This window comes from Isoptericola maris (genome assembly GCF_048065335.1).
Classification (GTDB): Bacteria; Actinomycetota; Actinomycetes; order Actinomycetales; family Cellulomonadaceae; genus Isoptericola; species Isoptericola rhizosphaerae.
This window is the reverse complement of record NZ_JBLUNY010000003.1, coordinates 64,230-76,556: the sequence shown is the minus strand read 5'-3', so window position 1 is coordinate 76,556 and position 12,327 is coordinate 64,230. Positions and strand designations below refer to the sequence as shown.

Genomic DNA, 12,327 nt, shown 5'->3' with positions numbered 1-12,327 from the left:
CCTCTCCTCGTGCGGACGGCCCGCACCCGTTGCCTCAGGGCAGCAGGTGCGGGCCGTTCTTCGTCTCCGGGCTGATCGCCGTCCGCCGGGAACCAGCGCCCGGCACCGCGCGTTCCCTCGGCATGGGCTTCCTCGACCGACTCCTCGGCAGGTCACGCGACGAGCGTCCCGCCATCCCCGGCATGACCGGCGGCGGGACACCGCGCGGCTACCAGTCCCCCACCCAGCATCAGCCCGGCATGTACCAGCAGGAGCCGACGGCGGCACGGACGGCGCCGCCGTCCGGCCCGGACTCGTCTGGTCCGGGCACATCCGGCCCGGCCCCGGATCGCCACCCGGACGACGTCGCGATCGACCGTTACCGCTACCTGCTCCGCACCGCCCCGCCGGACGCCGTCGAGCAGGCGCACGCCGAAGCGTTCTCCCAGCTCACCCCTGAGCAGCGCCAGCGCGTCCTGACGGAGGTCGGGGCGACCGTGCCGGAGTCCGAGCGCGCCACCTCGGACGATCCCCGGTCCCTGGCGCGGATGGCGACGCGTGCGGAGATGCGCAGCCCCGGCACGCTCGAGAACACGTTCCGCGGTCAAGGTGGCGCGGCACCCGGGTTCGGCGCGATGGTCGGCTCCAGCCTGCTCGGTACGGTCGCCGGCGTCGTGATCGGCTCGGCGGTCGCGAACGCGCTGTTCGGCCCGATGTTCGGTGATCCCTCGGCTCCCGTCGCCGAAGATGCTGCCGCGGCCGGCGACGGCAGCGGCGCCGAAGGGGAGGCCGGAGCAGCGGACGCCGGTGGTGGCGAAGCGGCCGGCGACGAAGGGATCTTCGGCGGCTTCTTCGGTGGGGACGGTGGCGGCTTCTTCGGCGGCGACGGCGGCGGGTTCGACATCTGACCCGGCCGGGCACCTACGTCGGCGCGAGCCGCACTACCTCGGCGCGAGCCGCACTACCTCGGCGTGACGAGGCGGAGGAACGCGCCGAGCTGTTCGAGGTCCCGCACGGACGTCGGCAGGTAGTCCGTCAGCCGCGGTGACCGGACGACGATCGCGCACCACTGTCCCCGCGAGACGGCCACGTTGACCCGGTTCCGGCTCAGCAGGAAGGCCATGCCGCGCGGCACCTCCTCCGGGGAGGAAGCCGCCATCGACAGGATCGCCACGGGTGCCTCCTGGCCCTGGAACTTGTCCACGGTGCCGACCGGGACGTCCTCGAGCCCTGCCGCCTCCAGCGCGCGACGCACGACCCAGACCTGCGCGTTGTACGCCGCGACCACGATGACGTCGGTCGGGGTGAGCCGCCGGGCCGCGCCGTTCGCGGCACCGACCCACTCCCGCCCGACGACGGCGCGCACCTGCCGCACCACGGCGTCCGCCTCCTCGTGCGAGGCCACCGCGCGGCCCTCGTGGGGCACCAGCACCTCGTGCACCCCGGGTGCGAGAGCGTCGAGCGAACGGCCGCGTGCGGTGGCGTGGGCGTGCAGCCTGCCGTCGTAGGCGAGGTCGGAGACTCCGGCGCACAGGTCGGGGTGCATGCGGCGGGACGCGGGCAGGAAGTACCCGAGCCCGTCCGGCAGGGTCTCGTGGCCGTCGGCGAGCCAGCCGAGCGCCGAACCACCCACGGCAGGGTCGGGATGGTTCCCCTGCGTGACCTGTGGCAGCTGTTGCGGGTCGCCGAGCAGCAGCAGCCGTGACGCGGCCCGCGCCACCGCCACCGTGTTCGCGATGGCGAACTGGCCTGCCTCGTCGATCACCAGGAGGTCCAGCCCGGAGTCCGGCCACCGCTCGTGCGCGAAGTCCCAGGCGGTCCCGCCGACCACGCAGCCGTCGCCCGCCTCACCGGCCGACGCGGAGAACCGTTCCAACGGTTCGGGCGACATCGGCTGCCAGGGGACGTCGTCCGGGTCGCCCGACGACGACTTCTTGGCGACCTGCTCGGCCGGCACGCCCGCCGCCAGGACGCCGTGGAGCAGGTTTCCGACGACGGCGTGCGACTGCGCCACGACGCCGATGCGCCAACCGCTGCGCACCAGTGCCGCGATGACGTGCGACGCCAGGTAGGTCTTGCCGGTCCCCGGAGGGCCCTGCACCGCGAGGTAGGACCGGTCGAGGCGCCGGACGGCCTCCTCGACCGCTGCCACGACGTCGGGTTCGCCGTCCTCGGCGAGCGCCGGGACCGGCAGGCCGCCGGTCACCCGCGACGGATGCCGCTGGAGCAGGTCGGTCATAGGCCCGGGGGGCAGCCGTTCGGCCATCGGCGCGCCCGCCGACTCCCCGGCGCGCCACGCCTCGAGGGCCGCCGACGCCGCCTCTGCCGTCGCGGACTCCTGCGGCTTGGCCTGGACGAACCCGTTGACGGAGATCGCGGACGGCGCCTCGGCGTGCGGCTCGTGGTCACGGCCCACCGCCTCCCGCACGGTGAAGACGTCCCGCTCGCCGCCGTCGTCGGACACCCGGCGGACCGCGGGGATCTCGACCCGGCCGTGGCATCCGCGCACCGCTCGTGGCCCGATCTCACCGACGGCGGCGGGCCCGGGCGCCTCGTAGAGGAGGAACGCCCCGACGCCGACCCGCAGCTCGGAGCCCTCGACGGCCGGGCAGCCCAGCTCGAGCACGCGCGACGGCGTCCGCCGGCCGGGCTCGACCTCCCAGTCACGCAGCACCCGGCACGACTCGACGACCGACGCCGAGCGCCGGCCCGGCCACTCGTCGGGGGGCAGCTCGAGGCGTGCGAAGTGCGCGTGCCAGAACGGCTTGCCCTCGCGGCGGTGGTACCCGACGCTCGCGCCGAGCAGGCTCAGCGCCCGGACGGCCGCGACGTCCCTCGGGTCGTGCGGGTGCGCGTGCTCGACGGCGGCACGGACATCGGCCTCGAGCCGGTCGCGGGCGGCCCGCGCCTCGTCGACGGTGATCTCCTCGGGGACGGCGAGCGGTGCCGCCACGGGCACCTCGACCGGGCCGACCACCTCGTCGTGCGCCCAGCGCAGCCAGTCGAGCAGGCGCAGGGTCGACAGGCAGTCGTAGCGGTTGTAGTCGAGGATCTCGGCGCGCCGGGCGGCGGCCTCGTCGCTCGCGCCCGCCTCGACGAGCTCGCAGTACTCGGCGTACTCGACCACGGAGGCGGCGGCGTCCGTGACTCCGGAGCGTGCCGCCTCGTCGCGCATGTACAGCGGTTCGAGCTTCTTGATCGAGCGGGACCGGTGCGAGATGCGCAGCCCGGCCCGCACGGTGGCGTACAGGTCGACGAGCACGCCGGCCCGCAGGAGCTCGTCGACCTCTTCCTCGTAGACGCCGTGGCGCGCCGCGATGGACAGCAGGTGCGTCCGTTCGTACGCCGCGTAGTGGTAGATGTGCATGTCCGGCCATCGACGGCGACGCTCAGCCATCTCGTCCACGAACGCGACGAGGGCGCGGGACTCGTCGGCCAGCGAGTCGGCCCACAGCGCTTGGAACGCCGGGCGACCTTCCGCGTCGAGGTCGCGTGTGACCCAGCCGAACAGGTAGTCGATGCCGGACGCCGCCGGGGCGCCCACGCCGTCGGGCGGTGTCCACAGCGGATCACCCTCGAAGTCGAAGAAGACGTCTCCCTCGCTGGGCGGGGGCAGCCGCTCGACCGATCGCGGGTCGGTGAGCGCCCACCGCAGCTCGGCCGGGCCGTCGTCGGTCTCGATCTTGACCGACCCGTGCCCCGGCTCCGTGCCGAGCTGCAGCCCGGCCTGGAGACGCAGCCCGGCGAACCGGTCGGCGCTCATCCCCTCCGGTGGTGACGTCGCACCGGCGAGCGCCTCCACCGTGGTGATGCCTGCCTCGCCGAGCCGTGCACGCTGCGGGCCGTAGACCCCGGCGACGAGCAGGACGTCGGAGTGCGCCTCCGCGGCCGCGGCACAGTCCGGGCACTGCCCCAGACGACGGCAGGCCGTGTGACCGGGTGCGTCCCACTCGACGGGGGCGTCCGCGGCGACGTGCCGCTCGACCACCTCGAGCAGCCGCTCCCGGCGCGCCCGGAACACCGGCAGCACCTCGGCGAGCAGATGGTTCGTGACCTCCCCGGTGCCGAGCACCAGGTGGGCGTGCTCCGTCGGGTCGACGCCGGCCGCGAGGAGCTGGTCGGCGTACGCCGCGAGCTGCAGCACGGCGCGGACCTTCTCCCGCCGGGCCAGCTTGGTGTCCCAGACCGCGTACCGGGGGCCGCCGTCGCGCACGAGGAAGTCGGCCCGGCCGTGGAAGCGGCCGTCGAAGAACGCGGCCTGGAAGACGACGTCGGCGCCCTGCTCGAGGGCTCCCAGGGTGCGCGCGTGCGCGGCCGCGAGCTCGTCGTGCTCCATGCGCCGCGGCGGGGCGATCGCCACCACGCCGCCCGGGCCGTCTCCCTGTGCCCAGCCGAACCGGTCCACGAACTTGTCGAGCACCGCCTGCTCGTGCGATTGTCCGAGCAGGGCCGTGCGCTCGAGCATCTCGTCCCGTTCGCGGCGACGCGCGGGGGCACGGCCGAGCACCTCGTCGAGGCGTCGCAGCAGCGCATGCTCGCACTCTGCGGCGACCACGAGGTCGCTCGCCGAGTGCACGAGCCGCGGCGCCGTCGCCGTCGGCGCGTCACCACCATCGCCATCGCTCAGCAGGAACATGTCACAGGTCTACCAGTGGCCCCCGACATGGACCTCGGGCGGTCGCGTCCGCCATAGTAGGGCCCGCGCGATCTCGAAGGAGTCCCATGTCCGTGCGGTTCAACCCCCCTCCAGGCTGGCAGGTCCCTCCCGGGTTCCGGCCCGAGGCCGGCTGGTCACCCGACCCGTCGTGGCCTCCGGCGCCGCCCGGCTGGGAGTACTGGGTCGATGAGCCGACGGCGGGCGCGCCCGCCCCCTCGTTCGCCCCGGCCGCGGCCTCCGCCGCGCAGGACGTCGGCGCGACGTCGGTGCTCGCGCCGGTCACGGCGTCGCCGGCCGCCGCCCCGCCGCCCGCCGTGCGGCCCGCTGCTGCCGAGCCCGCGCCTGCCCCGCCACCGGCGCCGGCGCCCCCGCCCGTTCCTCCGGCGGACGCGATCCACCCCACCGAGCACGGCACGACGCCGGTGCAGCCGCCCGGCCACCCGACGCCCGACGTCCGCCCCGCGCCGTCCCGCAGCGCGACGGAACCGGCGGCAGGAGGCAGAGCGGTACGCAAGCGACGCCCTCCGACCATGATGGTCGCGGGCGTGGCCGTCGCCTGCCTGGCGCTGGGGATCATCATGGGCGTCATGTTCTCGATGGTGCAGACCTCCGACGCCCGGCAGGCGGTGGCCGACTCGCAGCGAAAGGTCGACGAGGCCGAGGCGGCCCAGGAGCAGCTCGCGGCCGACCGCGCCGAGCTCTCCGAGCGCTCCGACGCCCTCGACGCCCTGGAGAAGGAGATCCAGGAGCGCGAGGAGGCGGTGGCCGACCGCGACACCGAGCTGACGAACCGCGAGAACGACATCGCCGACGCCGAGCAGCAGGCCCAGGAGCAGCAGCAACAGCAGGAGCAGGAGCAGCAGCAGCCGGGCGGCGACCAGTGGTGGTACTGGGACTGCAACGGCGCCCGTGAAGCAGGGGCGGCCCCGATCCAGCAGGGTCAGCCCGGCTACCGCGGCAGCCTGGACGGCAACGGCAACGGCGTCGCCTGCGAGCCCGGGGAGTAGTTCCTGACATCGGGGTGATCCCCGATGTCGCACCACGGTGGCCCCCCGTACCGTGAACGGGTGGTCGACGTCCTTGGAGCCCAGCTCTACGCCTGGTCCGCGCTCATCGCGCTGCTGCTGTTCGCCCTGTTCGTGCGGCGGGTGATCGGCGTCCGGCTCGGTCTGCCGCGCACGCTGCTCGCCGCGGCGGTCGGGATCACGCTCGGCCCTGCTCTCGTGACGGGCATGATGCCGGTCCCCGACCCGTCCAGCGACACCCTCGACCTGCTGCTCTACACCGCGCTGCTGTCCGTGGTCACGCTGGTGGTGGCGATGTTCGCGCTGGCCGCGATCGAGATGCTGGTCCCGAACGGGTCCCTGCCCGGCCCGGTCAGCACCGTACGTGGGCTCCGGGGCCGGGCGCGGCGCACGCGCCGCTACCTGCGGATCCTGCGGGTGCTGGCCCAGCACGGGCTGGCGCGGTTCCTGCGCGGTGGACGTCATCGGGGCGTCGCGACGCCGGAGGACCGCCGTGCGCTGGCCCGCTCGGTGCGGCGCGCGATGGAGGACGCCGGGGTCACGTTCGTCAAGCTCGGCCAGCAGCTCGGCACCCGCCGCGACATCCCGCCGGAGTTCGTCGCGGAGCTGTCCCGCCTGCAGGACGACGCGGACCCGCTGCCGTGGCCCGCCGTCGAGGCGGTCCTGACCGCGGAGCTGGGCGCCCCACCGACACAGGTGTTCGCCTCGATCGAGCAGGAGCCGCTCGCCTCGGCGTCGGTCGCCCAGGTTCATGCGGCGCGCACGACGGCGGGACGCGCCGTCGTCGTCAAGGTGCAGCGCCCGGGGATCGGCTCCCAGGTGGCCGGTGACCTGGACATCCTGGACCGGCTGGCGCGGACGTTGACGGCGCGGACCGCGTGGGCGCGGCACCTCGGGCTGGCGGACCTGGTGGCAGGCTTCGCGGCCGCCCTGCGCGAGGAGCTGGACTTCCGCGTCGAGCGGGACAACCTCGCGACGGTCGCGGCGGGGCTCGAGGGGTCGGACGGCATCGTCGTGCCGGCCGCCGATCCGGACCTGTGCACGGCCCGCGTGCTGGTCATGGAACACCTGGCGGGCACGCCGCTCGGGGCGGCGGGACCGGTGCTCGCCCGCCTGGGCGAGGACCGCCGTCGGGCGATCGCGGAGAACCTGCTGCACGTGGTGGTGGACCAGGTGGTGGCGCACGGCGTGTTCCACGTGGACCTGCACCCGGGCAACCTGCTGGTCGCGGACGACGGCACCCTGGCGATGCTGGACCTGGGCTCGGTGGGGCGGCTGGGCTCACGGGCGCGCGACCAGCTCGTGCTGCTGCTCGCGGCGCTGGCGACGGCCGACTCGGTGGCCGTCACCGACGCGCTGCTCGAGGTGGTGGACCGCCCGGACGTCGTCGACGAGCATCGCATCGAGCAGGAGGTCGGGGAGATCCTCGCCCGGTACGCCGGGCCGTCCGCGGCGCAGGCCGCACCTGCGATGGCGGCGCTGTTCCAGCTCGTCGCTCGGCACCGGCTCGGCATCCCGCCGCAGGTGGCGGCCGCGTTCCGCACGCTGGCCACCCTCGAAGGCACGCTGCAGGTGATCTGCGACGAGTACGACCTGGTGGACGGTGCTCGCCGGTACGCCGAGCGGTCGGCGCACCGGGCCGCCTCCCCGCGGGAGGTGCGCGCCACGCTGGAGTCCGAGCTCGTCGGGCTGGTGCCGGTGCTGCGCCGTCTGCCCCGCCGGATCGACCGGATCACCGACGCCGTCGAGCACGGCCGGCTGCAGGTCGGCGTCCGGCTCCTCGCCGACCCCGCCGACCGCCGGTTCGTCACCCGGCTGTGGCACCAGGCCCTGCTGGTGGTGCTCGCCTGCACCGCCGGCCTGATGTCCGTGGCGCTCTACCTGGCGGCTCCCGGCCCGATGGTGACCGACGCGGTCGGCATCTTCCACGTGCTCGGGACCGCACTGCTCGGCGGGTCCGTCATCCTCGTGATGCGCCTGCTCGTGGTGATCTTCCGCGGCGCCGACGACGAGGACGCGGGCTGACCCGCCAGCGTCAGACGCCGTATCCCGCCACGTCGGAGCCGATCACTGCCAGCACGCCGAACAGGACACCCCACAGGATGATCGAGACGATCTGCCAGCCGATCACGGCGTTGCGCGAGGCCCCGAACGACACCATGGCCGCGGCAGTGATCTGGCTGGGCAGCACCGTCTGGCCGAGCAGGCTCACGCCGGGCACCCCGAAGCGGTCGAACCGCTCACGGAGCTTCGCGCGACGAGGGGAGTCGGGCTTCTCCCTCCGCGAGACGGCGGCGGTTCGCACACGGGCCGTCGCCACCACGAAGATCACCATGGTGACCAAGTTGCCGACGACGGCGGCCGCCACCGCGACCGCCGGGTTCAGGCCGGCGAGGACGCCCAGCGCGGAGCCGGCGTAGGACTCGACGAACGGGATGGCCCCCGCGACCATCACGCCCACCCACTGCAGCAGCGGCGGGAGGGACTCGGTGAAGGACTGCAGGTTCTCGATCATGGCTCGGCGCTCCTGGATGGTGGTGGAAGGACGTGACACCATCCTGGGGCCGGTCGGAGGCCAGGACCGGTGCGAGGACGCACCGGTTCACGTGGCCTGGTCACGGACCTGCCATGACATCTGTCATCACCGTCGTCCCGTCCGTGTAGGTGACCTCGGCGCGTGCCGCGAGCGCCGCACCGCCCGGCGCCCACACCGCCCACCAGCCGTCGGCCACCGACGCCTCGACCCGCTCGCCGCTGGTGAGCGTCAGCTCGACGGCCGCGACGTCGTCGCCGGCCTGGCCGAACGCGGACGTCAGCGCGCCCTCCGTGCCGTCACCCTCGGACCACGAGGCCGTCCCGCGCTGCAGGGTCGTGAGGTCCCGCGCGTCCGGGGCGGGGAGGTCGACGCCGGCAGCGCCCGCGGTGACGACCGTCGGGGGCTCGTCGGCCGGGGCCGTGACGAAGCACTCGGTGTACGCGCCCTCGCCGGCCATCACCACGTACGTGTAGTCGCCGCGCACGTCGACCAGCACCGGCTCGACGGGCGAGTCCTGCACCACGGGTCCGTCCGGGCCGTCGACGATCTCGGCCGCCCCGGCACCGCACTGCTCGGTGCGCAGCTCCTGCTCCGCCTCGGGCACGGCGTCCGGCACCGGCGTCCACGACGCGTACGCGGCCGGGGAGTCCAGCGTGACCGTGGTGACCACGACGGCGACCGCGACGGCGGCCGCGGCGCTCGCGGCGGCCGCGACCCGGCCCGGGCGGCGGGCTGCCGGCCGGCGCTCGCCGGCGCGGGCGACACGCGGCTGCGCGAGGATCCGGGCCAGGGCGTCGTCGTCGGCGTGGCCCGGTGCCCGCAGCTCGCGTGCCGGGTCGAGCTCGGCGAGCTCGTCGAGCATCGGGGACCTCATCGCGCCTCCTGGAGCTTCTGCAGGACCTCGGCCGTCTCGCTCGGCACCTCGGAGAATGCGAGCAGACGCTTGCGGGCGCGGGTGAGGCGCACGGAGAAGGTGGAGGGCCGGCAGCCGAGCACGCGGGCGGCCTCGACCGTCGTCAGCCCGTCCCAGGCGACAAGCGCGATGACCTCGCGGTCGCCGTCGGAGAGGAGCTCCCAGGCCTGGCGCAGGTCGGCGCGGTCCGCGGCGACGTCGTCGGCGCCCTCCCGGACGAGGGTGGGCTGCTGCTCGATCCGCACGTTGAGCGCACGCCAGCGGCCGTGCGTGCGCAGGTGCGTCGCGAGGACGTTGCGCGCCACCCCGAAGAGCCACGGCCGGGGGTCGGCCGGGACGTCGTCCAGCCGCCGCCACGCGACGAGGAAGACCTCGGAGACGACATCGTCGACCAGCTCGGGCGCGACCCGGCGCGCGACGAAGCGCGTGACCTGCTCGTGGTGATCGACCCACAGCCCGGTCAGCCGCTCCTGCGCCTCGGCGTCGTCCACGCTCCGCAACCTTCTTCCACCCATCACCCTGTCATTGCCGGCAGGGCCGCGATGTCTACACGGTAGGGCACGACCTGTTGCGCCGGAGGTCTCGGCCGGTACGCTCGCACCCAACTCGTGCACGCGCCACCGCACCCGATCTCGACATCGACGACGACGCTCGACAGGGCGAGGAGAACGACATGAGCCGACGCAGGACCGTCCACCGCCACGCCGTCGCGATCCTCGGCACCGCCGCCCTCGCACTCGGCCTGGCTGCCGCGCCGACGTCGGCACCGGCCGCCGTCGCCGCCGACGAGAACCTGCCGGGCGTGCCGGAACCGGGCAGCCCCGCCGACGTCTGGGAGTCCTGGGCCGCCGAGGAGCGGGCGGAGGCCGAGGCGACCGACTGGGACGCGGACGCCGCGACCCGTGGCTGCGAGCTGCAGGAGGTGGAGATCTCCGACGAGGTCGACGTCGACTACAACCGGGCGATGGGCGCACCCGACGACCTGTCCACCCACCGCGTGGACCTCGTGGAGGACTGCTCGTCAGCGAAGGCGGAGCGCCTCATGAGCTCCGCGGAGGACGGCGCGACCGGTGACGTCAGCACGACGGCGCTGTCGCGGGGCACCTCGTGCAGCAGCACCCACGGGCCCGGCACCGCCTGCGTGTACAAGAGCGGCGGGCGGGTCTACGCCTCGTGGAAGTACCGGGGCTCCGGCAGCGTCAAGGGATTCCTGCGCATCTACCGGATCTCGGCGTCCGCGTCGAGCTGCTACCGCGGCAGCACGTGGCTGACCGGCCCGAACTCCACCTGGAGCAGCGGGATGACCCGCAGCATCTCCAAGACGAAGACGACCACCACCGGGTACTCCGGACACATCTGGAAGAAGGTCGCCATCGGGCACACCGACTGGGGTTCGGCCTGCTCCAGGCTCTGAACGTCGCTCGGTCCGCGACCGCCCTCACAGCACGTGTGCGAGGAACTCCTGCAGCCGCGGCTCGCTCGGTTGGTCCAGCACGTCGCCCGGCGGGCCCTGCTCGACGATGACGCCGTCGTCCATGAACACCACGTGGTCCGCGACCTCCCGGGCGAACCCGATCTCGTGGGTGACGACCACCATCGTCATGCCGGACGCCGCGAGGTCCTTCATCACCGTCAGGACCTCGCCGACCAGCTCGGGGTCGAGCGCCGAGGTCGGCTCGTCGAACAGCATGAGCTCGGGGTCCATCGCCAGCGCCCGCGCGATCGCCACCCGCTGCTGCTGACCGCCGGAGAGCTGTGCGGGGTAGTGGTCGACGCGATCGGTGAGCCCGACCCGGTCGAGCAGTTCGAGCGCACGGGTGCGCGCGGCGCGCCGCGACAGCCCGCGAACCTGCACAGGCGCCTCCATGACGTTCTCCAGCGCCGTCATGTGCCCGAACAGGTGGAACCGCTGGAACACCATCCCGATGCGGGAGCGCTGGGCGGCGATCCGCGTCGGGTGCAGGCGGTGCAGCACGCCCTGCGCGTCCCGGCGGTAGCCCAGCAGCTCGCCGTCGACGTGCACCGACCCGGCCGTGATCTCCTCGAGCTCGTTCAGGCAGCGCAGCAGCGTGGACTTCCCGGAGCCCGACGGCCCCAGGACCACCGTCACCGAGCCGCGCGGCACCTCGAGGTCCACACCTCGCAGCACGTGCAGGCCGTCGCTGCCGTGACCGAACACCTTGTGCACGTCGCGCGCCTCGACCATGGGGGTCGCCTGGACGTCGGTCATGGGGTCACCTCGGCAAACGGGTCGTCACGGGTGGTGCCGGCCGCACGGATCGCGGCCTGCCTGCTCGGCCGCCGGTTCCGCCGTCGGCGGCCGGGGCCGCCGCCTCGGCCGGGCCGCGCACCGTCGTCGAACCCGCGCCCGTAGTGCTGCTCGAGGTGGTGCTGGCCGACCATGAGGACCGACGTGATGAGCAGGTACCACAGGGCCGCCACGATCAGCAGCGGGATCGGCTCGAACGTGCGCGAGCCGATGGCGCTGGTCGCGTACGTGATCTCCAGCGTGAACGGCACCGCGACCACCAGCGAGGTGGTCTTGAGCATCGAGATCGTCTCGTTGCCGGTGGGCGGTACGATGACCCGCATGGCCTGCGGCAGCACGACACGGCGCAGGATCCTGCTCTCCTTCATGCCGAGCGCACGCGCCGCCTCGGCCTGGCCCGCGTCCACCGACCCCAGCCCCGCGCGCACGATCTCGGCGAGGTAGGCCGCCTCGTTGAGCGCCAGCCCGACCAGGGCCGCCCAGAACGCGGTGATGACCGTGCGGGTATCGAAGACCAGCAGCTCGGGGCCGAACGGGATGCCCAGGCTCAGGCGCGGGTACAGCACCGAGATCAGCCCCCAGAACACGAGCTGGGTGTAGATGGGCGTGCCGCGGAAGAACCAGATGTAGCACCAGGCGACCCACCGCATCACCGGGTTGTCGCTGCGGCGCATCACCGCGAGCAGGACCGCCAGCACCACGGCGATGGCCATGGACCCGAAGGTGAGCACGAGCGTCCAGCCCACGCCACGCACCACGTTGACGTCCCGCAGGTACAGCCAGACGGTGTCCCACCGGAAGTTCGCGTTGGTGACCAGGGCGTTGACGACCATCGCGGCGAGCACGAGCACGATCGCCCCGGACACCCAGCGGCCCGGCCGGGGCACCGGCCGGGCGCGCAGCGGCTCGGGCAGGGACGCGCCGGGGCGCGGGATCTCGGCGGGCACG

The 12,327-nt window shown here is 74.0% G+C and carries 10 protein-coding genes; 4 read left to right on the top strand and 6 right to left on the bottom strand.

From position 1 onward, the window contains the following. Positions 1-122 precede the first annotated feature (122 nt). Positions 123-887, top strand: a complete 765-nt coding sequence (locus ACH5HR_RS07010; protein WP_416477022.1) for a hypothetical protein — start codon at positions 123-125, stop codon at positions 885-887. Positions 888-940: 53 nt separating this feature from the next. On the opposite strand, the gene ACH5HR_RS07005 is transcribed toward ACH5HR_RS07010, so the two are convergent. Continuing rightward, positions 941-4,615 carry a TM0106 family RecB-like putative nuclease gene (locus ACH5HR_RS07005; RefSeq protein ID WP_416477020.1) on the bottom strand — a complete coding sequence of 1,225 codons (3,675 nt, stop codon included), beginning with the start codon at positions 4,613-4,615 and terminating at the stop codon, positions 941-943. A gap of 86 nt (positions 4,616-4,701) precedes the next feature. Here ACH5HR_RS07005 and ACH5HR_RS07000 point away from each other — a divergent pair, with 86 nt between their 5' ends. Together ACH5HR_RS07000 and ACH5HR_RS06995 are read left to right on the top strand one after the other, a co-directional pair. Continuing rightward, on the top strand, positions 4,702-5,643 hold the full coding sequence (locus ACH5HR_RS07000; RefSeq protein WP_416477018.1) for an excalibur calcium-binding domain-containing protein: 942 nt from the start codon (positions 4,702-4,704) through the stop codon (positions 5,641-5,643). Positions 5,644-5,703: 60 nt separating this feature from the next. Further along, positions 5,704-7,686: an ABC1 kinase family protein gene (locus ACH5HR_RS06995; protein WP_416477016.1), complete on the top strand. Its 1,983-nt coding sequence runs from the start codon at positions 5,704-5,706 to the stop codon at positions 7,684-7,686. 10 nt (positions 7,687-7,696) lie between these two features. On the opposite strand, the gene ACH5HR_RS06990 is transcribed toward ACH5HR_RS06995, so the two are convergent. The 3 genes from ACH5HR_RS06990 to ACH5HR_RS06980 form a co-directional block, all read right to left on the bottom strand. Next, a complete protein-coding gene (locus ACH5HR_RS06990) occupies positions 7,697-8,176 on the bottom strand; it encodes a hypothetical protein (protein WP_402374644.1) in 480 nt (159 codons plus the stop codon). Positions 8,177-8,276: 100 nt separating this feature from the next. After that, positions 8,277-9,071, bottom strand: coding sequence for a hypothetical protein (locus ACH5HR_RS06985; RefSeq protein ID WP_416477014.1), 795 nt, complete (start codon positions 9,069-9,071; stop codon positions 8,277-8,279). After that, complete coding sequence (locus ACH5HR_RS06980; RefSeq protein ID WP_402374648.1) at positions 9,068-9,601, bottom strand: RNA polymerase sigma factor; 534 nt, start codon at positions 9,599-9,601, stop codon at positions 9,068-9,070. Before ACH5HR_RS06980 ends, ACH5HR_RS06985 begins: the two co-directional genes overlap by 4 nt. Positions 9,602-9,783: 182 nt before the next feature. Here ACH5HR_RS06980 and ACH5HR_RS06975 point away from each other — a divergent pair, with 182 nt between their 5' ends. Beyond that, entirely contained in the window at positions 9,784-10,524 is a 741-nt protein-coding gene (locus ACH5HR_RS06975) for a hypothetical protein (protein WP_416477012.1), read from the top strand. Positions 10,525-10,548: 24 nt separating this feature from the next. Here the strand turns inward: ACH5HR_RS06975 and ACH5HR_RS06970 are convergent, their stop codons facing one another. Then, positions 10,549-11,340, bottom strand: a complete 792-nt coding sequence (locus ACH5HR_RS06970) for an amino acid ABC transporter ATP-binding protein (RefSeq protein ID WP_416477010.1) — start codon at positions 11,338-11,340, stop codon at positions 10,549-10,551. Further along, positions 11,337-12,326, bottom strand: coding sequence for an amino acid ABC transporter permease (locus ACH5HR_RS06965; RefSeq protein WP_416477008.1), 990 nt, complete (start codon positions 12,324-12,326; stop codon positions 11,337-11,339). The genes ACH5HR_RS06970 and ACH5HR_RS06965 overlap by 4 nt, the downstream gene beginning before the upstream one ends. Position 12,327: the final 1 nt, after the last annotated feature.